This window comes from Streptomyces sp. NPDC020780 (genome assembly GCF_044334475.1).
Lineage (GTDB): Bacteria > Actinomycetota > Actinomycetes > Streptomycetales > Streptomycetaceae > Streptomyces.
This window is the reverse complement of sequence record NZ_JBIRTB010000022.1, coordinates 18,141-44,407: the sequence shown is the minus strand read 5'-3', so window position 1 is coordinate 44,407 and position 26,267 is coordinate 18,141. Positions and strand designations below refer to the sequence as shown.

Annotated in this window: 24 protein-coding genes and 2 pseudogenes; 18 read left to right on the top strand and 8 right to left on the bottom strand. The window is 69.1% G+C overall.

Going from position 1 to position 26,267, the window contains the following annotated elements; genetic code table 11:
• Positions 1-255: 255 nt before the first annotated feature.
• A complete protein-coding gene (locus ACH4VO_RS30190) occupies positions 256-1,098 on the bottom strand; it encodes a helix-turn-helix transcriptional regulator (RefSeq protein ID WP_360996349.1) in 843 nt (280 codons plus the stop codon).
• Positions 1,099-1,296: 198 nt separating this feature from the next.
• Between ACH4VO_RS30190 and ACH4VO_RS30185 the strand changes: the two genes are divergently transcribed.
• The 13 genes from ACH4VO_RS30185 (at position 1,297) to ACH4VO_RS30125 (ending at position 15,791) form a co-directional block, all read left to right on the top strand.
• Complete coding sequence (locus ACH4VO_RS30185; RefSeq protein ID WP_360996451.1) at positions 1,297-1,539, top strand: Atu4866 domain-containing protein; 243 nt, start codon at positions 1,297-1,299, stop codon at positions 1,537-1,539.
• A 356-nt stretch (positions 1,540-1,895) separates the two neighbouring features.
• Positions 1,896-2,030: a hypothetical protein gene (locus ACH4VO_RS30180; RefSeq protein ID WP_360996352.1), complete on the top strand. Its 135-nt coding sequence runs from the start codon at positions 1,896-1,898 to the stop codon at positions 2,028-2,030.
• Positions 2,031-2,200: 170 nt separating this feature from the next.
• Positions 2,201-2,782, top strand: a complete 582-nt coding sequence (locus ACH4VO_RS30175) for a dihydrofolate reductase family protein (RefSeq protein WP_360996355.1) — start codon at positions 2,201-2,203, stop codon at positions 2,780-2,782.
• The gene (locus ACH4VO_RS30170) at positions 2,779-2,946 is read left to right on the top strand and encodes a hypothetical protein (RefSeq protein ID WP_360996358.1); all 168 of its coding nucleotides are present in this window, start codon (positions 2,779-2,781) and stop codon (positions 2,944-2,946) included. The genes ACH4VO_RS30175 and ACH4VO_RS30170 overlap by 4 nt, the downstream gene beginning before the upstream one ends.
• 12 nt (positions 2,947-2,958) lie before the next feature.
• Positions 2,959-3,288 carry a hypothetical protein gene (locus ACH4VO_RS30165; protein WP_360996360.1) on the top strand — a complete coding sequence of 110 codons (330 nt, stop codon included), beginning with the start codon at positions 2,959-2,961 and terminating at the stop codon, positions 3,286-3,288.
• A 724-nt stretch (positions 3,289-4,012) separates the two neighbouring features.
• The gene (locus ACH4VO_RS30160; protein WP_360996363.1) at positions 4,013-4,141 is read left to right on the top strand and encodes a hypothetical protein; all 129 of its coding nucleotides are present in this window, start codon (positions 4,013-4,015) and stop codon (positions 4,139-4,141) included.
• A gap of 296 nt (positions 4,142-4,437) precedes the next feature.
• Positions 4,438-5,676, top strand: coding sequence for a ParA family protein (locus ACH4VO_RS30155; RefSeq protein ID WP_360996365.1), 1,239 nt, complete (start codon positions 4,438-4,440; stop codon positions 5,674-5,676).
• Positions 5,673-6,713 carry a ParB/RepB/Spo0J family partition protein gene (locus tag ACH4VO_RS30150; RefSeq protein ID WP_360996368.1) on the top strand — a complete coding sequence of 347 codons (1,041 nt, stop codon included), beginning with the start codon at positions 5,673-5,675 and terminating at the stop codon, positions 6,711-6,713. The genes ACH4VO_RS30155 and ACH4VO_RS30150 overlap by 4 nt, the downstream gene beginning before the upstream one ends.
• 2,183 nt (positions 6,714-8,896) lie before the next feature.
• A complete protein-coding gene (locus tag ACH4VO_RS30145; protein ID WP_360996454.1) occupies positions 8,897-9,913 on the top strand; it encodes a bifunctional DNA primase/polymerase in 1,017 nt (338 codons plus the stop codon).
• Positions 9,910-11,457 (top strand): phage/plasmid primase, P4 family, encoded by a 1,548-nt coding sequence (locus ACH4VO_RS30140; RefSeq protein ID WP_360996371.1) that lies wholly within the window; start codon positions 9,910-9,912, stop codon positions 11,455-11,457. Before ACH4VO_RS30145 ends, ACH4VO_RS30140 begins: the two co-directional genes overlap by 4 nt.
• Before the next feature lie 133 nt (positions 11,458-11,590).
• Positions 11,591-11,971 (top strand): DUF6009 family protein, encoded by a 381-nt coding sequence (locus ACH4VO_RS30135; RefSeq protein ID WP_360996374.1) that lies wholly within the window; start codon positions 11,591-11,593, stop codon positions 11,969-11,971.
• 371 nt (positions 11,972-12,342) lie between these two features.
• Positions 12,343-14,568, top strand: a complete 2,226-nt coding sequence (locus tag ACH4VO_RS30130) for an McrB family protein (protein ID WP_398441726.1) — start codon at positions 12,343-12,345, stop codon at positions 14,566-14,568.
• On the top strand, positions 14,565-15,791 hold the full coding sequence (locus tag ACH4VO_RS30125) for a restriction endonuclease (protein ID WP_360996379.1): 1,227 nt from the start codon (positions 14,565-14,567) through the stop codon (positions 15,789-15,791). Before ACH4VO_RS30130 ends, ACH4VO_RS30125 begins: the two co-directional genes overlap by 4 nt.
• Before the next feature lie 166 nt (positions 15,792-15,957).
• Here the strand turns inward: ACH4VO_RS30125 and ACH4VO_RS30120 are convergent.
• From ACH4VO_RS30120 to ACH4VO_RS30105, 4 genes and pseudogenes are all read right to left on the bottom strand, one after another.
• Positions 15,958-16,086: pseudogene (locus ACH4VO_RS30120) on the bottom strand (TetR family transcriptional regulator); the annotation flags it as partial.
• Between the two features lie 273 nt (positions 16,087-16,359).
• Complete coding sequence (locus tag ACH4VO_RS30115) at positions 16,360-17,280, bottom strand: phosphatase PAP2 family protein (protein ID WP_360996382.1); 921 nt, start codon at positions 17,278-17,280, stop codon at positions 16,360-16,362.
• 93 nt (positions 17,281-17,373) lie between these two features.
• On the bottom strand, positions 17,374-18,330 hold the full coding sequence (locus ACH4VO_RS30110; RefSeq protein WP_360996385.1) for a hypothetical protein: 957 nt from the start codon (positions 18,328-18,330) through the stop codon (positions 17,374-17,376).
• On the bottom strand, positions 18,327-18,668 hold the full coding sequence (locus ACH4VO_RS30105; RefSeq protein ID WP_360996388.1) for a helix-turn-helix transcriptional regulator: 342 nt from the start codon (positions 18,666-18,668) through the stop codon (positions 18,327-18,329). The genes ACH4VO_RS30110 and ACH4VO_RS30105 overlap by 4 nt, the downstream gene beginning before the upstream one ends.
• Before the next feature lie 287 nt (positions 18,669-18,955).
• Between ACH4VO_RS30105 and ACH4VO_RS30100 the strand changes: the two genes are divergently transcribed.
• The gene (locus ACH4VO_RS30100; protein WP_360996391.1) at positions 18,956-19,168 is read left to right on the top strand and encodes a hypothetical protein; all 213 of its coding nucleotides are present in this window, start codon (positions 18,956-18,958) and stop codon (positions 19,166-19,168) included.
• Positions 19,168-19,788: a dihydrofolate reductase family protein gene (locus ACH4VO_RS30095; RefSeq protein ID WP_360996394.1), complete on the top strand. Its 621-nt coding sequence runs from the start codon at positions 19,168-19,170 to the stop codon at positions 19,786-19,788. The genes ACH4VO_RS30100 and ACH4VO_RS30095 overlap by 1 nt, the downstream gene beginning before the upstream one ends.
• A gap of 374 nt (positions 19,789-20,162) precedes the next feature.
• Here the strand turns inward: ACH4VO_RS30095 and ACH4VO_RS30090 are convergent, their stop codons facing one another.
• The 3 genes from ACH4VO_RS30090 to ACH4VO_RS30080 all read right to left on the bottom strand — a co-directional run bounded on the left by ACH4VO_RS30090 (position 20,163) and on the right by ACH4VO_RS30080 (position 23,134).
• Positions 20,163-21,323 carry a pentapeptide repeat-containing protein gene (locus ACH4VO_RS30090; RefSeq protein ID WP_360996457.1) on the bottom strand — a complete coding sequence of 387 codons (1,161 nt, stop codon included), beginning with the start codon at positions 21,321-21,323 and terminating at the stop codon, positions 20,163-20,165.
• A gap of 277 nt (positions 21,324-21,600) precedes the next feature.
• Positions 21,601-22,224, bottom strand: a complete 624-nt coding sequence (locus ACH4VO_RS30085; RefSeq protein ID WP_360996397.1) for a hypothetical protein — start codon at positions 22,222-22,224, stop codon at positions 21,601-21,603.
• Between the two features lie 214 nt (positions 22,225-22,438).
• Positions 22,439-23,134: a TetR/AcrR family transcriptional regulator gene (locus ACH4VO_RS30080; protein ID WP_360996400.1), complete on the bottom strand. Its 696-nt coding sequence runs from the start codon at positions 23,132-23,134 to the stop codon at positions 22,439-22,441.
• 61 nt (positions 23,135-23,195) lie between these two features.
• Between ACH4VO_RS30080 and ACH4VO_RS30075 the strand changes: the two genes are divergently transcribed.
• The 3 genes and pseudogenes from ACH4VO_RS30075 (at position 23,196) to ACH4VO_RS30065 (ending at position 26,201) form a co-directional block, all read left to right on the top strand.
• Positions 23,196-24,062, top strand: a complete 867-nt coding sequence (locus tag ACH4VO_RS30075; RefSeq protein ID WP_360996403.1) for an SDR family NAD(P)-dependent oxidoreductase — start codon at positions 23,196-23,198, stop codon at positions 24,060-24,062.
• Between the two features lie 31 nt (positions 24,063-24,093).
• Positions 24,094-24,288, top strand: a pseudogene (locus tag ACH4VO_RS30070) (DUF1330 domain-containing protein); the annotation flags it as partial.
• 170 nt (positions 24,289-24,458) lie between these two features.
• Positions 24,459-26,201, top strand: coding sequence for an endo-1,4-beta-xylanase (locus ACH4VO_RS30065; protein WP_360996406.1), 1,743 nt, complete (start codon positions 24,459-24,461; stop codon positions 26,199-26,201).
• Positions 26,202-26,267: the final 66 nt, after the last annotated feature.

Here is a 26,267-nt window from a genome sequence, read left to right as displayed (position 1 = left end):
GACCCGCGCACACCGCCTCGCCACAGCGAGCGGCTTGTCCTCGCGGCTGGGCCTGGCCGCGGTCACCGTGCCGGCAGCGTTCCTGCTCCGCGGCCCCGGTCGTGCTGGTGGTGGCGCGGCTGAAGTTCGCGGCGCCGTAGCGACCGCGGCACCCGCCGTCGTCGAGACCGTCGACGCCACCACCCGGCACGCGGTGCGGCCGTCACCCTCTACGGGTGCACCACGAGTAACCGGGTGCGGGGCTCTGCACCGGGGTTACTGCTCCGGGGCGCTCCCCCGCTGGTGAGTGGCGTGGAGACTACCGAGCAGCGAGAGCGCCTGGGCGCTGGAGCTTCCCGGTCCGGCGTGGTAGATCACCAGCTGCTGGCCCGGCGCACCGCGGACGTCGAAGGTCTGATAAGTGAGATCGAGGCGTCCGACGTCGGGGTGGAGAAGGACCTTGCCATCACCTGACTTCCCGTGGACGGTGTGCGAGGCCCATAGGGCGGCGAACTCCTCGCTCTCTTCGGTCAGAGATTCGACGAGGTCGTGCAGGCGCGCATAGTGCGGGTCGAGACCCGTGGCGTGGCGCAGTCCGGCGACGACCGCCTTCGCCGCCCGCTCCCACTGGGTGAAGAAGCTCCGGGCGGCGGGGTCGAGGAAGGTCATGCGGGCCAGGTTGTCCATGGTCTCGAACGGGGAGAACAGCGCGTCGGCCAGCGCGTTCGAGGCCAGGAAGTCGTCGGCCGGGTTCAGGACGAACGCCGCGGCGTGCGGGTATCCGTCCAGCAGCTGCCGCAACGGGGTACTCACCACTTCTCTCGGCCGGGGACGCTCGCCTTCCGGTGCGGTGCCTGCCAGGCGGAACATGTGCTGGCGCGCTGCATCGTCCATCAGCAGCGCGCTGCTGATCGCTTCGAGGATCTGCGGAGACGGGCTGCGCTCACGGCCCTGTTCGAGACGCGCGTAGTAGTCGCTGTTCATGCCCGCCAGGACGGCGACCTCCTCCCGTCGCAGCCCCGCCACCCGCCGGGCGCCGTAAGAGGCGAGCCCGACGTCGTCAGGGCGCAGGCGGGCGCGGTGGGCGCGCAGGAATTCTCCAAGATCGTTGCTGGTCACCCCTGCAGGCTAAGCCGCGCCCTGGCCCATGTCCTGGGTGCGCCGTACCCAGGCACGACTCGCCCTGGCTCCCTTCCCCCGTACCGAACAGGCTGGTGGCCACACCCCCCGAGCGAGAAGGAGCGCATCGTGAGGAACCAGTCAGGCCCGCCGCAGCACGCTGTCGGGCGACGGGCCGGTGACGTGGACGTGGTCGGGATGTGGGTGACCGCAGACGGGCACATCCGCCAGGAACTGCGTGCTGACGGCCGCTACGATGAAGCGCGCGGCACCCGCCCCAGCGCGTACACCGGCCGCTACACGGTCACCGGCAACCACCTCGACTACGTCGACGACACCGGCTTCACCGCCACCGGCGACATCCGCGACGGCGTGCTCTTCCACGAGCACCTCGTCCTGTACAGGGAAGATTTCCCCCGGGAGGGGACGACGGGTGAGTAGACGCCCCACCCGGTACGAAACCGCAGGTGAGAGGGGTGTCAAGACAGCGCCAAGACAGCAGGGAAGCCTCACACGGTGCCCGCCGCCTCCGGGCAGGACGCCGTGGTCGGGCCCGTCGGTCCGGCAGCCGTTCTGCATGGCTACCGGGTCCCGGATGACAGCTCCCACGGCACAGCGTCTGACATTCTCGCCGCAGCCGACACATCTGCGGACTTGACGAGCACCGGGCCGCATGTGGTCCGCGGACAACACGCGAGACCGAGGCGCCCCTGAGGCTACGGCGACGTCGTCAGGCCCTGGACCATCGGGAAGGTCACTGTCTCGGCGAAGAAGGACACCGGGCCTGGTCACCCGCGGTGCGTGCGGACTTGGGCACCCCGGACCTGCTCGCGCTCGTCAGCGCCGTCTCGCTCGCCGCGGTGGACGACGACGGCACGCAGGCGGACCGGCTGCTGGGCATCACGATCGACGGACTACGCCCACGCGCCTGAGTCGGGGGCTCCACGGTCATGGCTCCTGTCCTCACAACCCCGCAGCAGACCGGCGCGTCGAGTCGGCAAGTCGGCCAAGCGCCTGAAGTCTTCTCCCTGACCACCCGCCCCGTCGGCGGATCAGGAAAGCGCCGGAAGCCGGTGTGACGGAGGAAAGACGGGAGGCCAGGATGAACAACCCCATCCGCCTGTATATGTCGATGTCGCTCGACGGCTATATCGCCGGCCCGGACGATCAACCAGGGCAGGAGCTCGGACGCGACGGTGGACGGCTCTTCAACTGGCTGGACGACCGGGAGTCCGACAGTCCGAGCGGCCAGGTCTACCGCGAAGCGCTGGCGACCGGCGCGCTGATCTCCGGCCGTCGGACCTTCGAACTCGCCGGGCGCTGGCAGGGCGATCACCACGACGGCGTGCCGATCTTCGTCCTCACCCACCAGGTGGATGACGGGGACGTGCCACCCGGCCACGCGCGTTTCGTCACCGATGTAGAGGAGTGCGCGCGTCTGGCTCGCGCAGCTGCTGGTGACCGGCCGGTCATGGTCCATGGGGCGGCGGCAGCCCAAGCACTGCTCCGCGCCGGGCAGATGGACGAGATGGAGATCCACCTGATTCCGGTCCTCCTCGGGGACGGTCGACAGCTGTTCGATCACGTGGGGAGCGAGCACATCGAACTCGACCTCGTGCGAAGGCTCGAGGACCGAGACGTGACGCATCTCCGCTACCGAGTGCATCGACCCGGGGAGGCGTGAAGACACTCTTCACCTGGGCCGCGCAGATCGCGCCGCACCACCCCTGGCCGGACAAGAAGGACAAGTCGTTCGGCCCCCTGTGGACCGGCTGGGCCGGAGCGGACCGTACGGCGCTGCACACCCTGACCCTTCCCACGCTCCCCTGGGGCTCCCATGCCCGCTGAACTGAAGGATCGATGCAGGAGTTACCGCTCATATCGAGTGCCGACCCCACACGCGCCCTCGACGCGCTGTTCGTGAACGCGCCGCTGCGCGACTACGGCCGGCGGCCTCGCACCAACGACTACACCCTGCCGGTACTGGGCATGGCGTACATCGCCACGTACGCCCAGCGGGCCGGCTTCAACGTCGGGGTACTCGACGCGGAGGCACACGGACTCGGCCTTGCCGAGACCGCCGAACTCGTCAACACTCCCAGGCCCCGGTGGGCGGCCATGAACCTCCTCCCCCCACCTATGAGATGTCCGCACGCATCGCGGCCCGCCTCGACCCCGGCATCGCACTGATGGTCGGCGGTCACCACGCCAAGGCGATGCCCGACCGGATTCTGGCCGACCCGCGTATGGCCCATCTTCGGGCCCTCGTTCTCGGGGAGGGAGAGCTACGCGTCGCCGCGCTCCTGGAGGACGAACAGCGTCGCCGTGAGCTGCCCGGGGTGCTCTGGCGCGACCGGCTGCTCGGCACCCGGGCCGCCGGCATCCCGTCGGGCAGACCGAACCCGCGGACCAACCGCAGCACCTCCTCCACCGGGGATTCAGAGGGAGCGCGGAGAGCCGCCCATCCGGTGCGGCCCACGGCCTACGCAGGAAGGCAGCTCGGATGCGTGGCCCAAAGCTTGACGTGCAGCAACCCAAAGGGGAAAAACTTCCTGTCCGCCGCAAAAGCGACGCACAGAATGATGCCCTGGAGGGCCGAACTCGACCTTCTCGGTATGGCGAGACCTGTGCGTACCCGAAAGGCTCGCAGGTGGGCATACGGTCGTTTCCTGCCTCCCCTGGGCGGAGGGAAGGCGCCCGAGAGGCTGGAATCGGCTCCGGTGGTCGAGCGACCAAGCTGACCCATCGGCTCTTGAGTGACTGCTGACGCAGAGAACCGAACCGGACGCCCCCAGCTGTCACCCGTGCGCGAGACTGCAAGGACGGCCAACGTGGCGGCTCCCACCGGCAACAGGGTCCGGACTGCGGGGTCGGTGCGAGCGCTTTCGCGGTGCGCCGGTGAGACGTTCGTTCAATGCCGCTCAAACGCGGCCTGGTGGTCATCGAGCAGAACACGCAGCAGTCGCTGGTCAGCCGTCAGGATCCCGGGGGGCGACGCCTTCTGTCCCGCGACTACGCCATCCCGGGTCGCGGTGTCGGGTGATGCTGTGGGCATGCGCGCTGACGCCGATGACGCGGCGGAACCACGTGGCGAAGCTCATGGCCCCCTACAGTGCGCTGACCAAGCGCAACGACTCAGGGGGCCGGGCATGTTCGGCGGCTCACAGGGGCGATGCGGGCCGGTAGATGGGCCGAGACGACCGGGACGCAAGACCAATGAGTCATGCGGACAGCAACTGGTTCAGCTTCAACGAGGAAGGGCAATATTACGGCGTAATACTCTTCTTTACTAGCGCGCCTATCCTCACTCTGACCTTGCGTGTTAGTAAGGTATCCACCATGACTTCGCCCTCCCCCAGCGGCGACCGCGAGAAGGTCGTCTCCAAGATCCCTGCGTCGCTGCAGCTTGACCTCAAGATCAGGGCCGCCCAGCACGGGATCGACATCCAGCACGCAGTCGAGGCCGGCATCGAGGCATGGCGTGGCCTCGGTGCCAACCTCTCCCCCATCGATACCTCAGGCGCCAAGTCCTTTGCCACCTTCCTCCCGGAAGGCCAGTGGGACGGCTTCCGCGCCGACTGCTCCTCCCGCGGTGTATCCCTCATCCAAGGACTGGCGCAGTCCATCCAGATGTGGCTCGAGACCAACCCCGCACCCACCGTCGTGCGTCCTGAGCACCCGCGACGGATCGTCGTCTGCAACCAGAAGGGCGGTGTCGGAAAAACCGCAATCACAGCCGGTACCGGCGAAGCGTTCGCTGAGGACGCCAACCAGCTCCACCCCGTGCGGATCTCCAAGCACTTCGCGGCCGCGCTCTCCGAACCGGACGATTCCCCACTCCAGTACGAAGACCTCCCCGGCATCGGCCTGCGCGTCCTGCTGGTGGACTTCGACCCGCAAAACCACCTCACCAAGCAACTCGGTCAAGAACCCCTGCCGCTGGACGGTGACAGCCTCACCAAACACATGGCCGGCGAAGCCAAGGGTGACCTCCGTGACTTGATCGTGCCGGTAGCAGATCCGCGCTTCGGAGACCGTCTACACCTGCTGCCTGCCTGCACCGACGCCTTCCTCCTGGACGTCAAGCTCTCGGGCGTACGCGCACGCGAGGCCGCCCTGGAAAGAGCCCTGGCCCCGATCGAAGACGACTATGACGCCATCCTGATCGACTGTCCTCCCAGCCTCGGCCTGAGCATGGACGCCGCGGCCTACTACGGTCGCCGTCGCTCAGCAGAAGCCCCGGGCAACTCAGGCATCCTGGTGGTCGTTCAGGCCGAAGACAGCTCCGCTGATGCCTACGGGCTGCTTACGTCCCAGATCGAGGACCTGCGAAACGACATGCACCTCGAGCTCGACTACCTGGGAATCGTGGTGAACCACTACGACGCACGGCGCGGCTACATCGCCACCTCTTCCCTCGATTCGTGGATGGACATAAAGGACCCGCGAGTGGTCGGCGTGATCGGCGACCTCAAGGAACAGAAGGAAGCGGTCCGGGTGAAGAAGCCCTTGTTGGCCTACTCCCCCCGCTGTGACCAGGCCGTCGGAATGCGGGCACTCGCCCGGGAGATCTCATGAGCAAGGCAGCCAAGCTGGGAGCTGGCACATCGTTCGGCCAGACACAGACCATCAGCGCACGCCGCGCGGCAATCAACGCAGTCGCTGCAGCGCCTACGGAAGGGGCTCCCCCGCCCGTCAAGTTGTCGGTCGATCTCGTCAGCCTGAACCCTGACAACCCGCGTACTGTGCTGGGTGATCTGACGGACCTCGGAGCCAGCCTCCGGGACCACGGCCAGAAGACCGCGATCAGCATCATGGGCCGCTTCGCCTACATCGAAGGCAACCCTGGGCGGGAAGCGGACCTGGAGCCAGGTACCAAGTACGTCGTCGTTGACGGGAACTCTCGTCTTGCCGCCGCTCGAGAGGTCGGGCTCACCGAGATCAAGGTCATGCTCGACGACGAACTCGGCAGTGACCCCGACGGGATACTGGAGTCGGCCCTCGTCGCCAACATCCACCGTCAAGACCTCGACCCACTCGACGAGGCGAAAGCCCTTGAGCAACTCCTCAAGGCACACGGCACGCAGGAAGCTCTCGCGCAACGGCTACACCGCTCACAGGGATGGGTCTCCCAGCGACTCGCCCTCCTCACTCTCACCCCCGAACTGAAGCAGAAGCTGCAAGCAGGTGAAGAATCAGCCGCCCTCCTGCGCCGGGTGGGGAAGAAGAAGGCAGAGGAACAAGAGGAGCACCTCAAGCGGCTGAAGGAGAAGGCCACCCGACAGACAGCAGACGCAGGCCAACTGGCTGAGCAGCGCTCCAGCAGTGACGTCGAGCACAAGGCGCCCGTAGCCCAGCCTCGCGCCGGCGCGGCAACCACCCGGCGGACGATTGAGCAGCCGTCGCACACCTCGACCCAGGCACTAGGCCAGCCGCACACAAACAGTCCCGGCGCTGGCCGATCGCAGCTTCCGTCGCACGACCCCGAGACCCTGTACGAAGTGATCATTGCCGAGCTCGACGTTCCGACGAGACGACGGCTCACCGAACTGCTGGTGGACTACAAGATCAAAGAGTCGCTGCGGATGAAGGGCGAAGGAGAACCAACTCCCTGACACCACTGACGAACCATGCAACGGCCCCGCCGCCTTCTCACTGGAAAGCAGCGGGGCCGTTGCATGTCCCAGGGAAGGATGGCGGGCCTGCGACCTCGACGGCGATTATTACGCCGTAATGAACCAGCGGGTGCTGGCGCCAAACAGTCCGTCATTGGCGTTGCGTCCCGCCGTCAGCTGTGGCTGCCCCCGTGACAGACGCCCGGTCCTCGGGTGGCCGTGACCGGCTAGTGCTCAGACCACATTGGCTCGCCGGTTCGGTGGTCAGGACGCGTGGATGTGCGGTGATGTCCAGTCCGAGGACTGGGGGTGCGGTGGCCGAGCTCGTCCGCGTCCGCGGGTTGACCGACCAGGAGGGGCAGAAACTGCTGCAGATCCTCCGCCGAGGCGGCACCCGGAGGTCGCGCAGGAGGTGAGGCGCTCGGTCGCTTCCGAGGAGGCTTCACCACCACCATTCACCTGACTGCCGACGGGCGCTGCCGTGCACTTCCCCTGTTACTGACGGCAGGCCAGCGGGCGGACTGTACGCAGTTCAAGCCAGTCACAGGAACGCATTCGGGTGTCTCGACTCGGGCCCGGCCGCCCGCGCACCACACCGGACAGCGTGAGCGCCGATAGCGCGTACAGCAATCGCCGGACCCACCGCTACCTGCAGCGGCGCGGTATCCGCCACGTCATCCCGGAGAAGAGCGATCAGGCCGTGAACCGCGTACGCCGGGACCGGGCACGAGGGCAGCTCACGTACACCAGCAGCATGGCCTCCATACCGGCACCGTCTGCGCCCGGCCGGACCCCGGGAGCCCCCGTGCAAGGCGCGCACAACCAAGGTGTCTTGGCCTTGTCAACGCCACTGGCGGGAGACTTGCCCAGCTCAGGTCGAAACTGTGTTCACCGCGGACCGGCGCGGTCTTGAGGGCTGTCTCATCGCCGACAGACTGTCGTGGATGCGGCAACGTACTTGGGGGATGCGTGGTGCTGGTGTCAGAGTTCTCGACCGAGAATCTGCCCGTGGCCGAACGGGTGGTTCGGCTCCTGGCGCGACATGACGACCAGCGCGTTGATACCGAACGCGCTCCGCAGCGACCACGAGGCGGACTTCCGGGCGAGCGTGCGACTGCTGGCCCTGAGGCGCGTTGCAGGTGCCCCCGTCGGCCCACCCCCCGCCGGAGACCCGCCGGACGGCGAAGCTGATCCGGCCCTCCGATCCCGAGTCCTACCAGTTGATGCTGAACCTGCGCGGGAGCCACCGGCTCGTCCAAGGCGGCCGGGACAACGCCAGCGGCCGCCCTTTCCGCCGCCACTACACCCCAGGCGTCGCCCGCCGGGCGTATCGAAAGCGTGATGCCCTCAGCCCCAGGGCGGGGGCGCGGCAGGCCGCGCCCGTAACGATGAGACCAGCCGGGACAGCCAACCCGCTCTCTTCGTCACTCCTCGCCGAGGCTTCCGAATCCGTGCAGAGGGCGCGGGCCCTCCAGTAACTCAGGGAGCTGGGGGGCAAACGCCAAAGAAGCCTGGGGCGCGCGGACGGGGCGGCAGTGCTGTAGTCGGGCGCCCTCGAGGCAGGGGGACCGAACCTCTTCAGTCCCTGGTCCGTTCAGTCCCTCTGCAAAAGCCCAGGTCAGAGCGATCTGCTCGGGACCGAAGGGACTGAAGGGACCGAAACTCCCTGTTCCAGCTGCGTGGGCGCGTGCGTATGCGCGCGTACGTAAAACGTAGTACCTATATCTCTGGTGCGCTCATAACTAGAGAAATGAGTCCCTTCAGTCCCTCGGTACCTGGCCACATGTGCTCTGACCTGCGGAAATAGGAGCGGGACTGAAAGGGGACCGATGAGTCCCTCGCCCTTGGCAGGCTTTCGGTCCCTCCGGGGGGCACGGTCGGGGCGGACCTGCCGGGGCACTGGCCCCCCTCGCAGGCGGAGGGACCGAAGGGACTGATTCTGCAATACGTGCTCATGCCTCCCACGGAGACACGGTGCCGTGCGCTACGCTCGATCCGCTATATGGAAAGTTCAGTCCCTTCAGTCCCTCAGTCCCTCGCTTCACCTTTTCTGAGCTGGGGAAACTGTGAGCTCGGGGGAGGAGGGACCAAGTCTCACCGCACAAGAGGACGGATCGACGAACGTGCAGCGCCCCGCCGACACCGCCTCGTCCGAAGTCGCGCAGCAGCCGCGACCCGCGGACGTGGCCCGTTGGCTCGCAGGCCGTCGGTGGCCGGTCCATCCACTGGCTCCGGGACGGAAGACGCCGGCTGCCAACTGTGAGCAGTGCCGTGCCCGCAGGCACGAGCCCTCGCAGTGCCCTTGTCACGAGCAGGGCAAGTGGTGTCACGGCTTTCACAGCGCGACCACCGACCTGGCGCGCATCGCCGACTGGTGGAGCCGCGAACCCCGCGCGGGCGTCGGGGTGTCGTGCGGGCCGGCGAACCTGGTGGTCCTGGACGTCGACGCCCACGCGGCACAGGTACCTGACCGTGACCGGCTCCTGCCGGGCATTCGGATCCCCGAACAGGTCGACCTCTCCGGGCTCGCCTCCGGCTTCGACACGATGGCCCTCCTCGCCGCGTACCGCAGGGAACCGAACCCGGCGGAGGACGAGACGACGCTGCGTGTCCGCACGCCGTCCGGGGGACTGCACATCTGGTACGTCAACCCCGAACCCGCCGTCCGCTACCGCTCGTCCACCGGATCCAGCCCCAGGACAGCGTTCGCCTGGCAGGTCGACGTACGAGCTCACGGCGGATACATCGTGGCCCCCACCACCCGTACGTCGGCGGGCATCTACACACCCGTCGGGCCTGTCCGGGACCCGGCCCCGCTCCCCGCGTGGCTGTCTGCCGAGCTGAAGCGCACGGGTCATGTCATAGAGGCGTCCCCGGTTCCCCGTCCGCGGCCGGCCCGACAAGCCGGGCTCCCTCGGACCGGTGCCGCGCAGGCGCTCCTGCGGACCCTCGTCGAGACCGTCCGGGAATGTGCGGCCTTCGCCGAAGGCACCGGCTTCACGGAGAAGCTCAACTGCGCGGCGTACACCGCAGGAGGACTCGCAGGAGCCGGGCACCTTGATCAGGCCGAAGCCCGCCAGAAACTGACAGAAGCCGCTCACTATGCTCGTCCGCATCAGACCCGCCGTAGTGAGACGATCATCGACGCAGCCCTTTCCGCAGGCGCCAGCCGCCCGTTCCATCCCAAAGGACTCGCATGAGTAGCGCCGAGAGCAGCCGCTTCGACGCGGCCGCCGCCGCTCAGCAGATGCTCGACTTCGAGGCTGCTGCCCCCGCGTGGGTCCCTCCCCAGCAGGTACAGGCCCCTGCCGCGCCGGACTCCCCGGTTCTGCTGCCGCCCATGCTCACCGACCGGGGTAACGCCAAGCTCTTCGCCCAGCTGTACAGCGACCAGTTCCGTCACGTCGAAGGGCTCGGCTGGTACAGCTGGGACCAGTTCCGCTGGAAGCGGGTGGGCGGCGAGAAGGCCGCCCTGTGGGCCGCCGGAGACATGGCGGAGCAGATGTCACCCACCGACCCCCGGGGCGTCTTCAGCGACCGGGAGATCGCCCAGCACCGCCGCCGCACCATGTCGACGAGCGGGATGAAGGCGCTGCTCCACCAGGCGAAGGCCGCGCCCGCGCTCAGTCTCGACCCCGACGTCCTCGACGGGGACGCCTACTCCCTGTGCACGCCCGCAGGCGTCGTGGACCTGCGTAACGGCCGCCTGCACAAGCCTGATCCCCTGCGGGACCTGCACTCGCGTGCCACCAACGTGGCTCCCCAGGCCACGCCGACCCCGCGCTGGCACGCTTTTCTGGACGACACCTTCGGCGACGACGCCAAGGGTCAGGAGATGATCGACTTCCTGCACCTGCTCCTCGGGTACTCCATCACCGGAGACGTCGGCGCACAGGTCCTGCCGTTCCTCTGGGGCAAGGGCGCCAACGGGAAGTCGGTGCTCCTCGACGTCATGATCCAGGTGATGGGGGACTACGCCGACGCGGCCCCGCCCGGCTTCCTGATGGACAAGGGCAACTTCGCCGAGCACTCGACGGAGCTCACGGAGCTGCACGGCCGGCGCATCTTCGTCTGCAGCGAGCTGAAGCCGAACGACAAGTTCGACGAGGCCCGGGTCAAGCTCCTCACCGGGGGGGACAAGATCAAGGCTCGCCGCATGCGGCAGGACTACTTCAGTTTCACCCCGACCCACAAGCTCTGGCTGCTCGGCAACCACCAGCCCGAGGTCGGTACCGGCGGGCACGCCTTCTGGCGCCGTATCCGCCTCATTCCCTTCGAACGCGTCGTCGCCGCCGACCGGAAGATCGACAACCTGGCCGGGGAGCTCGTCCAGGAGGAGGGCCCCGGTATCCTGCACTGGCTGATCCAGGGCGCGATGCGCTACCTGACCAGCCGTGACCCGCTCACCGGCCCGTCCTCCGTGCGACTGGCCACCGCCGCGTACGAGACCACCGAGGACCACATCGGGCGCTTCCTGGGCGAGTGCTGCATGCGCCAGGGACCCGACACCGGGGACCTGCGCGTCGAACAGGGGCTCCTCTACGCGACCTACACCGCATGGTGCAGCTCCGAAGGCATCAGGGCCGACACCGCCCGGGCCTTCGCCGGCCGCATCAGGCAGGAGATCGGACTCGCGTCTCCTGCCGAGATGCTGAAGTCCAGCGGCAAGAAGTACTACCCCGCCCTGGCGTTGCTGCCGGACGATCTCGTCCGCTCCGACGGACAGGCAGGTAGACGTTCATGAGCCGTCAAGGCGTGATGCCCAGGATCAGGGCATTCTTCTACCGTGGGCATGTCCCCGGTCACCGTCCCGCAGGGTCCGCACCGAGTTGCTGTGTCGCCCCGCACCACCACATCACCGACAAGGAGCTACGTCCATGAGCTCGCTGCTGCAGGAAAGCCAGCTCACACACGAAGCGAACGTGGTGTGGCTGGAAGACCCTCACGAACTCGACTACGTCCGCCAGGCGCTCGACAAGAGCGCCCGCCGCAGTGGGAAGCCCCGCTACGCACGGGACGGACGCATGGTCGGCTACGCGGAACTCGACAAGGACGCCGAGGCCAACCCGGACAGCGGTCTCTTCCAGCGCCGCACCTTCTTCCTGCTGCCCCACGACAGGCCCAACGATCCCGAGGGCCTCTACAAGGAGGGCGCCCCGGGCGAGGCGGTCGACCCGCGGACGATCGAGCCGCGCCGGGTGGGGGAGAAGACCCCGCGTTCGCAGGGGAAGCACAGAAACCAGATAGTGCCTTCCTGACGGAGCCCTCGAGCGGAGCCCCACCGGCCGAAGAGCCCGCGTTCCCACGTTCCTGCAGTTCACTGGCAGCGGGAGGACTCGGTGGACGGTCGGCGTGAGCGCCGTGGTTCCCGCACTGCGGCGTCGGCGCCCAGGGCTGTCCCGTGATCCCAGGTGGATCAGCGCGCGGCGTCAGATGCGATGCATCGCAAGGCGGAGGGACATCTGCGTACCGGATGTATTCGGGCGTTCCGACAACGCGGCGAGGCGCCGTAGCTGACGCCGCGCGCCCGCCAGGGATCACGGGACAGCCCTTAGGGTGGGCACTCGGGACACACGAGGGGTGGGGTCGAGCTATGGCGAGACGGCCGGACGGCGCAGAGGTCACGGCGATGGTGCAACGGATCTTCCGCGACGGGTTATTGAGCGGGAGGTCGGCGTTCCAGCCGGAACTGGCCGCGTGGACCGACGCGACCGCTTCCGATCTGCGCGCCCGCTTCGTCGACCGGCCCGACGAATCGTCGGACACCTTTCTCGTCAAGCTGCGCCGGCAACTCTCCGACGCTCCTGACGAGACGATCGTCCTCGCCGCCGAACTGCTCTTCGTGAACATGGCCCCGCTGGTCCCCGCGCAGATCGGCCTTCCGAAGAAGCTCGAGATCCTCCGCGAGGTGCTGTCCTGGGCCGGCCGGCGTCTGGACGTGCCCCCGGACACGAAGCCCGCCCTGACGGGCTTCCTCCACGGTGGGCAGGGATTCCTCAACTACCGCTGGGCGCAGTTCCAGATCCTGGTCCTCCTCGTGGAGCGGCTGGCCAGGACGGAGCGCCCGGAGCGGAAGGCACTGCTCGAAGACCCTTGGCGGTTCCGGGCCCTCTGCTTCGGGATCCAGGATTCCGTCGGCCACAAGAAGGGCCGTGCCCAGATCCACGTACTGCTCTACACGCTCTTCCCGGACGACTTCCAGCCCATCGCCAGTGCCCATCACAAGCACGAGATCCTCACGGCGTTCGCGGACGAGCTCCCGGACCCGACCGGCAACGACGACAAGGACCTGCTGACGCTCAGCGGAACGCTCGAGGCCCAGACAGGCCGGCCCGTCGACTTCTACGACGAGCCGTGGGTCGGCCGCTGGCGCAAGGGTGCCGTGCAGCATGAGCAGCGCGGCTGGCTGGTCCGCGGCCACAACGTCGACGGTCACGACTTCGTCCCGGCCTGGCTCGGCCAGGGCTACTGCTCGGTTTCCTGGCGGGAGGCCCCGGAGATTCCCGCCGGTGCCACCAAGGAGCAGGTCCGGCAGGCGGTCGCCGAGGCCCTGCCCGAAGCCACCGCCCGGATGCGCGCGGCAGCCGCCTACCAGCTCCACGTCTTCCTGACCGTCATGCAGCCCGGCGACCTGGTCGTCACCGTCACCACGGACGAGGTGCACGTCGGCACCGTCCAGGGCCCACCGGTGTACGACCCCTCCGAAGGCCTCGACAACGCCCGCCGCCGCCCGGTGCGCTGGGCCACCGCCGAACGCCCCCTCGTCCGGGCCGACCTCCCCGAGAAGGTCAAGGCACGGCTGCCGTTGCCGCCGACGGTGTACGACATCAGCAGCGTCGCCGCCGACCTGGCGGAACGCGCGGGTCTCGAAGCGGTCGTCGCCGAGGAACTCGCGGACGTCGACGTCACCAAACCGCTCGAACTTCCCCCGGTCACCCAGGAGCTCGCGGACGAACTCCTCATGCCGCTGGACTGGCTGGAGGAGACCGCCGAACAGCTCCAGGACCAGCTGCAGCTGATCCTGCACGGTCCGCCCGGCACCGGGAAGACCCATGTCGCCCGTGCGCTGGCCAGACATCTGGCGGGCCCGGACCGGGTGGAGCTGATCCAGTTCCACCCCTCCTACACCTACGAGGACTTCTTCGAGGGCTTCCGTCCCGTGCGCGGCGACAGCGGCTCGGTCGTCTTCGATGTGCTGCCGGGCCCGTGCAAGCTGCTGGCCGAGCGGGCGCGGAGAGATCCGGCGAACCCGTACGTCCTGATCATCGACGAGATCAACCGGGCCAACCTGGCGAAGGTCTTCGGCGAGCTGTACTTCCTGCTGGAGTACCGCGAGGAGCCCGTCACCACCCAGTACAGCCCCCACGAGCCGTTCCACCTGCCCGCCAACCTCTTCCTCATCGGCACGATGAACACCGCCGACCGCTCGATCGCTCTGGTCGACGCGGCGATGCGCCGCCGTTTCGCCTTCCGCCGGCTCTCCCCCGAGAAGCCGCCGGTGCGGGGGCTCCTGGCCCGCTGGCTGCACGCCCGAGGCCTCCCGGACACCGGCGCCCGGCTGCTGGACGAGCTCAACTCCCGCCTCGGCGACGCCGACCGCGCCATCGGCCCGTCGTACCTGATGAAGCCCGGCGCGGCCCGCCCAGGGGGCCTGGAGCTCATCTGGCGCACCCAGATCCTGCCGCTCCTGGAGGACCAGCTCTACGGAACGGGCGTCGACGTCGAGGCCACGTACGGCTTGGACTCCCTGCGCGAGACCGCCGCACCGCCGAACTCCCCGGCCGGCCTCCCCTCCCAGGCCGTCGCCCCGCCGGACACGCCGGTCGCTCCGTCGCCCCCGGCCGCCGAATCGTGAGCCCCGATCTCACCCTCACCGTTCAGGAGACCGGTTCCGGCGACACCCACGAACTGACGGGCGACCAGGTGGCGGCCCTCATTGCCGTGCCGCACCTGGTACGGCTGACGCCGGCACCGGGTGGGCGCTGGAGTGTGCGTGGCAACCAGAAGGTGGGCACGGTGCGCCTGCGCACGCGATCCGGCGGGGCGATCCATCTGCGTCTGCGCCCCAAACTCGGCATCCGGGACCTTCTCTTCCTCCTCACGTACGCTCCCACCGACCCCTGGCGCCCGGAACCGGTCACCGCGGCCACGGCGGACGACCTCCTGCCCGCCCTCGCCGACCTCCTGGCCCGCATTGCCCGCCGCACCCTGGAAGCAGGTGTCCTGCACGGCTACCGCGAGGTGGAGGAGGAGCTTCCCCTGATCAGAGGGAGCATCCACACCACGGCTCAGCTCCGCCGCACCGGCCTGCCGCTGCCGATATCGGTCCGGTACGACGATCACACCCCGGACATCGCCGAGAACCGCATCCTGCTGGCCGCCCTGCACCTGGCCGCGTATCTGCCGGGCGTACCCCAGCGGACGCGCCTGGCCCTCCGCCATCTCGCCGACCGTCTCCACGGGGTCCGCCGCCCCCACCCCGGCGAACCTCTTCCCAGCTGGACCCCGACACGCCTGAACGCCCGCTACACCCAGGCACTCAGGCTGGCCGAGCTGTTCCTGTCCGGCCGCTCGATACGGCAGGCGGGCGGCGCACCGACCGCGGCGGACGGCTTCCTGCTGGACCTGCCGAAGGTCTTCGAACGCTTCGTGACCGTGACACTCGGCGAGGCCCTGTCCCGCCACGGCATTCGCTGCGTTCCCCAGGACGGCCACCGCCTGGACGAAGCCGGCCGGGCTTCCATACGCCCTGACCTGGTTCTCTACCGCGGGGGTCGCCCGGTTTCCGTGATGGACGCGAAGTACACGTTCCTCAGGATCACAGCGCCACCCGTGGAGCACCTCTACCAAGTTCTTGCCTACTGCACCGCCCTGGGCATCACCCACGGGCACCTCGTTTATGCGGCCACGGCCTCCGGTACGGCTCCCGTCGACCACATGATCCGCCGTTCCTCCGTCACGGTCACCGCCCACGCCCTGGACCTGCACGAACCCCCCGCCCGCATCCTGGCGCAGATGGCAGCCCTGGCCGATCTGGCCGCCGGAACGGCGACGGCCGCCCCTTCTGGGCTCGCGTAGAGGACGCGCCGGTCACCGGTGGCCCGCACCCCCGCCTCAGACCGACTTCGCCACTGCGCACGCCCGCAGTACCCGGCTCACCGCCCAGATCCGGCGTCTGGAGTCCCGGGGAACGCGGGCGAACGCGCACCTGGTTCTCGGTGTCGGGGGCACGGGTGCGGGGCGGTCAGTCGGTGGATGCCCGGGACGCGCCGACGGGGGAGCGGTGCTGAGCCACGATTCCCTCGACGATTCTCATCAATCGGTCTCCCGCTCGATCGATGCTTCCGTTGTGGGCGCTGACCTGCGCGCCCTCTCCGGCGCCGACTCCTCCTGATGCGGCGTTTCCGTCGCGCCGGGCTGGTGACGTTCGGGCGTACCGCGACACCGGAGATGGCCTACAGCAACACGACGGAACCAGTGCTGTGCGCCTGCTCGAATCCCTCGGCCACCAGGTGGAGGAGGCCGAGGTCGGCCTCGGGGTCGACTGGGAGGAGTTCGTCCTGGCCAGTGCCCGTCGGCCCCGCGCCGGACGGATCGACGGCCGACGTAGGACCGCTCCGGTTCCCGCGCCCGGAGCCGGCGGGCGTCAGCCCCGTACGGGGCGGGTGCGGCGTGCGGTGTGTGCGGGCCGCCCGACTGCGGCATACCAGACCAGGGCCGTACATATGAAGGCCGTCGCCGCGGAGACCAGTGACCTTGTGAGGGTGTCGCTTCGTGCGCCGGAAACGAGAGCGATGGCCAATGCCACCGTCAGGGTGACGACGGTCAGCGCACGGGTGCTCCGTGTGGCGCCCGGCGCGGCGGTCGGCGGCAGCAGCCAGGTTGCGAGGCCGTAACAGGCACAGGCCAACAGCGTGGCCCCCAGCACTTCGCTGGGCCGGTGGCCGCCCATGGTCGCGCTGGCGGCGGCGATGCAAGCGAGCCACAGCACACCGGCCGTGGCGACATACGGGCGGATGCGGGGGGAAACCACGAGGACGGCAGCGAGAGTCAACGCAGCGGGGATGGCGGTGTGCCCGCTGGGGAAACCCTGATCAAGGAGATTCTCGGGCGCGCCCACCAGATCGGGGCGGGGCAGGGTCGATTTGAGCACCTCCTTGCCCCCGGTCGTGAGAACGACGACCCCGAGCGCCGCGCACCCCGGCCACCAGCACCGCCGCACCAGGGTGAGGACCACGATGACGGCCAGGCCCACCATCAGGGTGGGTTTGGCGCTCAATTCCATCGGCGGCAGGGGCGTCGAGCCGTACGTCGCGCCGGACAGGGGGTAGATCCATGCTTCTTCGCTGCCCTGTTTCCCCAGACCGAACAGGGCGTTCTCAGCTCGTTGCCCCCACGGGGTGCAGATGGCGAGCAGATAGACCGTCAGGAACCCCAGGGTGTACAGCAGGGCCGGCATCCACGGCCGTTCCGTACGCGACGGGCTGGGGGTGTCGGCGGCCTCGGGGGCTTGCATCGAGGCCCCCGGACGGTGCGCGGGCAGGGCCGGAGAATCGTGCTGAGCCATCGCTCTGTTTCTTTCGTCAAGGGGAGTTGGGTCACGCACGTCGTGTGGCATGACGTGGGCCGCCGGGCTCGGCCGCCCACCAGGGGGCCGCTCCTATTCGGAGAGTGCCTGCCCCTGCCGGCGTCGGGCGGTGATCGCCAGGGCGGGAAGGGGCGCGATCAGGAGGAGGAGAACGACCAGCTCCGGAAAGGACTGCATGAACGCGTCCGGCTGAACGACGATCGCCTGCGTGCGGACGATCGCGACCGCCGCGACGGGGATCAGCCACCGGTGGTCGCCGGTGGCGGCCGTCGCCACCCACGCGCCGAGCAGCGCGGCGACCTCGAGGACGAACAGGCCGCGCTGGAAGGCCGGGCTGACAGAGATGACGTGCAGGCCTCCGGCCACGAACATGGCGAGCACGACGGGGGCCAGCCACCGGTACGAGCGGCGTCGCAGTCGGCTGGGCCGGCAGAGTGCCAGCACGGCGCACGCGGCGCACAGTGCCCCCGAGAGCGCCAGGTCACGGGCCGTCAGCGGGGCGCCCAACCCGTAGTAGCTCAAGCCCGCCTTGCCCTCGCTGCCGAAGAGGGTGCGGCCGGGGGAAGTAGCGCCGGCCCAGATCATGGCTGCCGCGGCCGGCAGCGCGATCCACGCTCTGCCACGCAGCAGGGCGATCAGGCAGCCCAGCGGGAGCAGACCGTAGGGCAGCAGCCGTATCCGCGTGGGACCTCCGGCCCACGGATACCAGCCGGAGAACTGGAAGGCGATGGCGTGTTGTCCGGGGTCGATGTGCAGGGCCCAGTGCCACACATCCTGCAGGTACGGAACGAGCGCCAGCGCGGCGAGGGCCAGGGCGGCCAGATGGATGCCGTCCAGCCACCACGGCCGAGTGGTGTCGTCGACGGTGGCACGGGCACGGGCCTGCACCCCGGCGCGCACCAAGGCGGCAACTTCCCGCGGCGGGGGCCAGGAGCGGCCGGGATACGCCTCGGCCAGGCAGGTCAGCAGCTCCTCGCCCTGCCGGGAACGGTAGGGCTCGGGATAGGCCGCAAGCAGCAGACGGTTCATGCCAGAGCCGCTCCGGCGTCCCGCGAACGTCCGATGACGACGGCCGCCGCCTGCTGCATCCGCAGCGCCTCCCGGCCGAGCATCGCCGTGCCGTCCTCGGTGAGCCGGTAGTAGCGCCGCGCCCGCCCGTCCACGATCTCCTCGTCGCCGGCGGCCACCAGTCCCGCCCGCTCCATCCGCTCCAGCGCGCCGTAGAGAGTACCGACAGGGATCCGGAGCCGCCCGTCGGTGGCCTGCTCGGCAGCCTTGATGATGCCGTAACCGTGCAACGGCCCGTCCATGAGTGCAGCAAGGATGAAGTATTGCGGTTCCGTCAAGGACGGGTTCTGCCGTGTCATGCACCGAGTATATATCGAGACACGAAATATATCTGCCACCCTTGGGTGAGCACCGGTAGTGCCTGCACGCCTGCGGCGAGCGCCCTGTCCTCTACCGGCCGGCGGGCGCGGAGGCGGTGCTGACGTGCACCGACGCGGACCGGAGCAGGTGCGGGGCGAGCATGGAGACCTCCCTTCGGGCGCTCGGGAGACGCGCTGGGGGCTGGTAGTAGGACTTACCAGCCTCCAGGGTGACGTCACGGCATGCCCACCCGTCCGACTGCGTGTGGTGCCGGTACAAGTGCGTCGTGATCAACAACGCCGGGCGGGGCCCTGCCGCCGCTGCCCTCACCCTTGTGTCCCCGCTTGCCGCCTCTGCCGTCCAGGCTGCCGATGTCTCCGCCCTCGTTCCGCGCGGCGAGGCGGTCGAGAAGTGTCACGCCGTCGAGGGCGGCCGGCAGACCCTGAGCAACCTGGCTGCCTACGGCACCGAGATCGTTCGGAAGGGGGCGGAGGGCTGATGGCCAGGAAGGTGTTCTTCAGTGTGTCGATGTCGCTGGACGGGTTCATCGCACCCGGTTCCCTCGGGGACCTGATGGGGAAGCAGTGGATGGAGCTCCAGCGGTGGATCTTCCCCCTGCGGTTCTTCCGGGAGAACCTGAAGCTCGGCGGTGGCGGCGAGGAAGGGCGCGACAACGACATCGTGCGGGAGACGTTCGAGCGCACCGGCGCGAGCGTCATGGGCAAGCGCATGTTCGACGCCGGCGAGAAGATGTGGCCGGAGGAGGCGCCGTTCCACACTCCGGTGTTCGTCGTGACGCACGAGAAGCGTGACCCCTGGGAGCGACCCGGCGGGACCACCTTCCACTTCGTCAACGACGGCATCGAGACCGCGCTCGACCGGGCCCGCGAGGTCGCCGGCGCCCGCGACGTCCGCATCGCGGGCGGCGGCGCGACGATCCTGGAGTACGTGAACGCGGGCCTGGTGGACGAGTTCTCGGTCGCGCTGGCACCCGTGCTCTTCGGCTCCGGAATCCGCCTGTTCGAAGGCGTGGACGCGAGCCGCGTGGCCCTGGAACAGGTCCGCGCCGAGCCCTCTCCAAGGGTGACGCACTTGACCTACGCCGTCCGGGAGCGGTAACCGCCCCGAACTCGGCGCTCTCCCGCCGAGGCCGACTGCTCCCCGTGTGCGGCCCGGCGGTGCGGCGGACGGTGACATGCTCACCTACGGGGCGGGGCGTCGGCCACGTACGACACGCTGTCCGGACCGCTGTCCGCAGCGATCCCGGCACCCGGCCCTCCACCCGGGCAGTGATCAGCACGACCGTCGAGGAGCCCCTGAAGAAGCCCGGGTAGAAGCGTCCAGGCGCCCGGGAGGCTTACGACCGGGGGAGGGGTGTCAGCTCCCGGATCTGCCTGGCGGCCTGGGGCTCTGCGCGATCAGGATGCCGCTGAGGAGGAGCGACGCCGGTCAGGCGGATCGCGGTCGCCGCAGTCGTGACCGGCGCGGCTCGGTCAGGGAGTGGACCTCAGCGGCGGTGCCTGCCACGCGATCAAGGGCGGCTGGAGCAGGGGCGAGGGCTCGGGTCCGGGGTCATCGGTGTCGACGACTCCGGCGGCCGTGTGGTCGAAATCGGCGGGCCAGCGGGTGCACTCGCTGGCCAGAGCGCCGGTCAGACGTGCTTCTGCAAGGTTGGCGGTGCTCAGGTCGGCGCCGCGCAGGTCGGCCATGCGGAGGTCGGCGCGGTGGAAGACCGCGCCGTGGGCGTCAGCCTTGCGCACGTTGGCCTCGCGCAGATCGGTCTCGGTGAAGTCGGCGTCACGCAGGTCGGTTTCGACCAGCTTCGCGGCCCGCAGGTCGGACAGGACACAGCGGGCCCGGCGGAGAATCGCCGTCGTGAGATCGGCGTGCCGCAGGTTGACGGAGACCAGGGACGCCTGGGTCAGATTCGCGTGGTAGAGGCTCGCCGCCTCCATGCAAGCGCGGTCGAAGTTGACCTCGGGGAACCACAGTCCGTCGCAGTCGGCCCGGCGCAAGTCGGTGAGGCTGAGATTGACCCAGGACTGCTCCCTGTGCTGGCACAGCACGCCGAGCGCGGTCAGCGCCACCTGGGCGTCGGCGGCACGGGTCTCCAGGGGTGCGATGTCGTTGATGGGCACATCTGCCGCCGGTGCTGGGGGCCCGGCCGGGGGCCAGGGCAGGTGTGTACGCAGATACGCGGCCTGGATGGAGATGATGGCCTCCCGGTCGCGGGCGGACTGCTCCGCGATCCGCCACAGCGCGTGCAACCCGCCGATGCGCACATCCAGCTTGTCGCTGCCGAGCTGGTCGACGGCCCGGCTGAAACGGTCGGTGACGTAGCCCTCCTGGGTGGCGCGCAAACCGTCCTGACTCACCCGCAGTTGCCGCCAGGTGGCGAACGCGCCGAAGAGCACGACCAGGCCGCCGACCACCTGCAGAAGCGTCGTACGGACATCGTTCACCGCCTTCAGCCGATCCTGCGGGGCAACGCTCGCCCCGGCGAGATCATGGTCGACCACCACCCCTGGCAGTACGACGAACACCGTGCCCAGAACGACCAGCCCCGCCCCCGCCAGCAGACCTGCGGCTGCACGACGCCCGAGGTGCCTGTCACGCCATACCCGGCGCCTGCGGTCCGGTTCCCCTGTCTCCACGGACATGGGAGCCTAAGCGCCGCACAGAAGACGATCAAGAGTGCCGTGCCACCGGCCCGTGAATGGGAAAGGCCGTACGAGTCAGGAGAGTTGTGAGGTGTACCCGGGCCCGTGCGACCTGTGCACATCCTGCCCTGTCCGGCATCCCGCGCGCCCGCTACGGCGAGTTGTCGAAGAACTCGCGCCCCGGTGACAGGCCACGCGGAAGTCGGCGCTGCCCGAGCGGCGTGGCGGAGACCGGAGGCGGGCGGCCGGCGCCGGGCCCGAACACGACCTCTCAGTATCCCCAAGCGGCGTAGATGGTGACGTTCTCACCATGGTCCCTCGCTCCGACGCACACATCACGCCAGTCGAGCAGCCAGCCGCTGGGGCGGCAGCTCTCCTTCTGGAGGCCCAGTTCGCGGATGATCTCCGGGCGGGACAGGCCGTCCTCGCTGGTGACCGTCGCGGCGCGCCAGCAGCCGCCGGAACCGCAGCCGGTGCCTTCGTCGACCATGCTGATGCCTGGCGGCAATGAGGGGAGGGCCTTGGACGGCGGGGCGTCCGAGCCTTCGCCGAGCATCAGCGCGTACAGGAGGCCAGCCACGAGAGTGAGGGCGAACTGCGTCCCCAGGAAGCCGATCGCTCCGTTGCGGCGGGAGGTCCATTCCGGGGGAGGAGAGTGCTCGTGCCGTCCTTCCAGTCCCGCGCCGCACGCGATGAGCAGGGGCGCGAGAGCCGTGAACGCGAGATGGGCGTCGGGTCCGGGGGCCTCGATCCAGCCCTGTTGGACACCGATCAGCAGACCGGCTCCGGCGAGCAGCGTGCCGCCGATCGCGAAGCCGACGGCGCGGGTGCGGGCGATCGTCGTCCAGACGACGGCAGGCGCGACGGCGAAGAGTATCCCCAGGACGATCAGCATGTACGGGGGGACGTGCGGTTCCGGGCGCCCGGTTCCCCAGGGCTCCCGCGCCGCCGAGGGCCGCACTTGTGGGCGGACCGGTGGCCTTCGAGGGTACGGTCGCGGATGCACGCGCGCTCCGTGCCGGACAGGGCGGCGAGCACGGGGAACGCGATGCCGGAGGGGCCGTGCGCGCCCTTCAGCTCTCCGGTGCGGAACCCCGGGCCGACGTCGCTCAGCCAGGGGGTGGCGGGGAGCAGCCGTCGACGGGGCGTGGGCGTTGCTGTGTCGATTCACCGGTGTCCGCGACCAGGCGGACGAGGGTGTCGACGAGTTCGTCGGCGGTGGTGCGCCATGTGTCCTCGCTGAGGTGGCCGCTGAGTTCCATGTCTGCGATGCCGTGGGCGCCGGCCAGGAGCAAGGCTCCGTAGCGGCGTGCGTGCCGCTCCCCTACGAGGGCGGCGACGATCGCCAGGAACTCGTCCTGAAAGCGCGCTGAGGCGCGGACGGCTGCGGCGGGGTCGCCCTCCGGTCCGCAGAACTGGCGCATGACGCGGTCGAGCCCTTCACCGCGCTCTCCCGGACCGTGCCCGGGCCGCTTGAACAACAACTGGTACCTGTACGGCTGGTCCCTGCCGATGCCGATGAGGGCGCGGAGAGCGCCGCACAGCTTCTCGGAGGCCGGCAGGGCCGGGTCGGTCCGCAGGGCGTGCACCTGGTCGCCGATCCGATCCCAGCTCTCGGTCGCCACGGCATCCAGCAAGCCGTCCTTGCCCATGAAGTGCCGGTACGGTGCTCCCCGCGTCACGCCTGCCCGCGCGCCGACCTCGCGCAGGGTGACGGCTTCCGAGCCGCCGAGGTCGAGGAGCTCGGCGGCCGCGTCGAGCAGAGCTCGGCGGGTGAGGGCGGCGGATTCCGAGCGGGTGACCATGGCGCCCATCGTACATTCAGTTGACGATGTCATCTGAGGGGGTAACGTGGTTCAGGTGACAATGTCATCTGAAACCCAGAAGCTGATCGTCGTAACCGGCGCCTCCACGGGCATGGGTGCGGCGGCCGCCCGCGCACTGGCCCGTCAGGGATTCCACGTCCTGGCCGGGGTGCGACGCGTCCGTGATGCCGACTCCATCCGATCGGCCGGTATCGAGCCGGTCATCCTCGACATCACCGAGCCCGAGCAGGTGGAGGCACTTGCCGCGCGCGTCGCCGACGACCCGCGCGCGTTGCACGCGCTCGTCAACAACGCCGGCATCCAGGTGAACGCCGCTGTCGAAACCCTGCCGCTCGCGGAGTGGCGGCGGGTGTTCGAAGTCAACCTGTTCGGCCACATCGCCGTCACTCAGGCGCTCCTGCCCGCACTGCTGCGCAGCAAGGGCCGCGTGATCAACATCAGCTCGGTCGGCGGCACGGCCGCCATGGCCACGTACGGCGCTTACGCCGGCACGAAGTTCGCTCTTGAGGCGGTCAGCGACTCACTCCGTCGTGAGGTCGCGCCGCTGGGCGTACAGGTGGTCGTGGTCCAGCCCGGCGGCGTCCGCACGGAGATGGCCGCTCGCGGGGTCCAGGCGGCGAACGAGCTGGCCGCCGGGATGACGCCGGAGCAGGACGAGCGCTACGGCAGCCTCATCCGGGCGAACAACGAACTGATGGCTACGGGCACCGCATCGGGCCTGACCGCCGACGCCGCCGCCCGGGTCATCGCGAAGGCCGTGACAACCCGCAAGCCGCGCACCCGCTACACCGCCGGCCGGGACGCCGCCCTGATCACCCGCCTGGTCCGGATCCTGCCCGACCGCATCCTCGACCGCGTCCTCGCCACCAACCTGCGCCGACACCACCCGAAGGGAGCCCTCGCTTGACGACTCCACACCCAGCTCCAGTCGTGGAGCGGCCACCGATGAGCTGGGCGGCCGGGTCCTCGTCCGTGGCAGTCGGGTCCTGGCGCATGACGCCGGAATCGCGGAGCGCACCGTCCTGATCGAGTTCGACAGCTTCGAGCAGACCGTCGCGGCACATGAGAGTGCGGCCTACCAGGAGGCGCTGGTCGCGCTCTCCGGCGGCGTCGAGCGTGACTTCCGTGAAGTCCGCTGGCACACGCGCGTTCGATGCTCCGTCCGTGCAGGCCGCAACGATCCGGGCCCGCTCCGCCGCACGAGCTGGGACGCACCACACAAGGCCGCGTACCTCACGTGTGATGAACTGGGGCCCGGTTTCGAGATGTTGATCTCGTCTCGAACAAGAGAGTGGGAGGGACCGTGGGCCTTGGTGGGGGGACGTGGCAGCGACTGACCGCCGTGGTGCTCGTCATGGCGGTGGCGGCCGGGTGTACGGGGCAGGGCGAAGGCGCGGGCGACGGAAACGACGAAGACCTGCTGCGGAACCACGACTGGACGCAGATGCCGGGTACCACCGCGCGGAACGACGTCCTGCGGGTCAGCGCATTGGATCGGCACATCGTGGAGCAGGACGCCTCCGGCGGCCAGCCCAACCCCCCGCTGAACCTGGCCGGCCCTCATCTCAGGTCCGATGGCGACTTCACCGTCACCGCGCGCATGTCCGGTGTGGATGACGATGACGGCGACTCATGGCTGCGGCTGTACGGACGTGTACCGGTCATCTACGACGAGTGGCGGCAGGAGCGGCCCTCACTCCGCGTCGGCGTGACCGCTGACGGACACGTGAAGGTACAGATATGGGACGGCGAGGGCGATGAGCCAGCCACCTCCAAGGAATTCGACTGCGGCTGCTCCGGGACGGTGACGCTCGCGGTGTCGAGCATCGGTGACACCATCCGCGTGAAAGCCGACGGGCGGCGGCTGGGAACCGTGCCGGACCCGGGGGTGTTCGCCGAGGGCACTGTCTGGTTCGGTCTGGAGGCGGACGCGGGCGAAGACGAGCGCCGCGAGGGATGGCGTCTGACGCAGCTGACCGCGCGGGCGGAGAGCGGTGACTCGCTCCGCGTGATCAAGGCGCCGCAGCTACGCCAGGAGCAGTCCGGCGACTCGCTGCGTGCGCGGGCCGCAGACGTGGGGCGGCCGTTCGACGTCGGCACCGCCCTGGCCGAGAACCCGCTGCTCACCGACTCACGCTACCGGGCGCTCGCGGGGAGCCAGTTCTCCATGCTCACTCCGGAGAACGCGTTCAAGCCACAGTTTGTCCACCCACGCCGGGGCGTCTACGACTTCCGCGACGCGGACCTACTCGTACGCTTCGCCCGCGCGAACAACATGAAGGTGCACGCGCACACCCTCGTCTGGCACGAGGCTCTGCCCGACTGGATGCGGGAGAACGACGACCCCGAGGAGGTGCGCCGGACCATGCTCCGGCACATCGCCATGGTCGCCGGGCACTTCAAGGGAAAGGTCGCGGAATGGGATGTGGTCAACGAGCCCATGTCCGACGACGAGAAGAGCTACACCAACGGGGATCTCGGTCTGCGCTCCGAGCAGAGCCCGTGGTTCGAGGCCATGGGTGAGGAGTACATCGACGAGGCGTTCAGGGCCGCCCACCGGGCCGATCCGAAGGCACGGCTGTTCCTCAACGAGTACGGGGCCGAGGAGGAAGGCGAGCGGTGGGACGCCCTTTACGATCTGGTCACGCGGCTCAAGGAACGCGGCGTACCGATCGACGGCGTGGGTTTCCAGAACCATGAGTACGCACCCGGCGACCGCATCGACCCGGAGACCTTCCGCAGCCATGTGCGGGATCTGGCGGAGCTCGGGGTTCAGGCGCGGGTGTCGGAGATGGACGTCCCCGTAGGTGAGGACGAGGAGGACGGGCAGCAGACCCAGGCTGATGAGATGGCGGGCAAACTGCGGGTCTGCCTGGAGGAGCCGAACTGCACATCGTTCTCCACATGGGGATTCACCGACCGGTACGGTTCCACCGCCGACACCAAGACCTATCCTCCGCGCACGGCCGATTCCCTGCCGTGGGACGCGGCCCTGCGGCCGAAGCTGGCGTACGAGCGCTTGCGCGAGGCCTTTGACGACGCGTGAGGAAGCAAGGTGCGATCTCTCGGTTCGGTGTCGATGGTAGTGAGAGTCGAAGAGCGTCTTGTTCGG

Excerpts from the sequence above, each read along its gene's own strand:
- ACH4VO_RS30135 (WP_360996374.1), top strand. The coding sequence starts at position 11,591 with ATGAGCTCGCTGCTGCAGGAAAGCCAGCTCACACACGAAGCGAACGTG.
- ACH4VO_RS30155 (WP_360996365.1), top strand. The coding sequence starts at position 4,438 with ATGACTTCGCCCTCCCCCAGCGGCGACCGCGAGAAGGTCGTCTCCAAG.
- ACH4VO_RS30165 (WP_360996360.1), top strand. The coding sequence starts at position 2,959 with ATGCAGGAGTTACCGCTCATATCGAGTGCCGACCCCACACGCGCCCTC.
- ACH4VO_RS30185 (WP_360996451.1), top strand. The coding sequence starts at position 1,297 with ATGTGGGTGACCGCAGACGGGCACATCCGCCAGGAACTGCGTGCTGAC.
- ACH4VO_RS30105 (WP_360996388.1), bottom strand. The coding sequence starts at position 18,668 with ATGACACGGCAGAACCCGTCCTTGACGGAACCGCAATACTTCATCCTT.
- ACH4VO_RS30150 (WP_360996368.1), top strand. The coding sequence starts at position 5,673 with ATGAGCAAGGCAGCCAAGCTGGGAGCTGGCACATCGTTCGGCCAGACA.
- ACH4VO_RS30075 (WP_360996403.1), top strand. The coding sequence starts at position 23,196 with ATGTCATCTGAAACCCAGAAGCTGATCGTCGTAACCGGCGCCTCCACG.
- ACH4VO_RS30140 (WP_360996371.1), top strand. The coding sequence starts at position 9,910 with ATGAGTAGCGCCGAGAGCAGCCGCTTCGACGCGGCCGCCGCCGCTCAG.
- ACH4VO_RS30115 (WP_360996382.1), bottom strand. The coding sequence starts at position 17,280 with ATGGCTCAGCACGATTCTCCGGCCCTGCCCGCGCACCGTCCGGGGGCC.
- ACH4VO_RS30175 (WP_360996355.1), top strand. The coding sequence starts at position 2,201 with ATGAACAACCCCATCCGCCTGTATATGTCGATGTCGCTCGACGGCTAT.
- ACH4VO_RS30085 (WP_360996397.1), bottom strand. The coding sequence starts at position 22,224 with ATGCTGATCGTCCTGGGGATACTCTTCGCCGTCGCGCCTGCCGTCGTC.
- ACH4VO_RS30095 (WP_360996394.1), top strand. The coding sequence starts at position 19,168 with ATGGCCAGGAAGGTGTTCTTCAGTGTGTCGATGTCGCTGGACGGGTTC.
- ACH4VO_RS30080 (WP_360996400.1), bottom strand. The coding sequence starts at position 23,134 with ATGGTCACCCGCTCGGAATCCGCCGCCCTCACCCGCCGAGCTCTGCTC.
- ACH4VO_RS30110 (WP_360996385.1), bottom strand. The coding sequence starts at position 18,330 with ATGAACCGTCTGCTGCTTGCGGCCTATCCCGAGCCCTACCGTTCCCGG.
- ACH4VO_RS30130 (WP_398441726.1), top strand. The coding sequence starts at position 12,343 with ATGGTGCAACGGATCTTCCGCGACGGGTTATTGAGCGGGAGGTCGGCG.
- ACH4VO_RS30160 (WP_360996363.1), top strand. The coding sequence starts at position 4,013 with ATGCCGCTCAAACGCGGCCTGGTGGTCATCGAGCAGAACACGCAGCAG.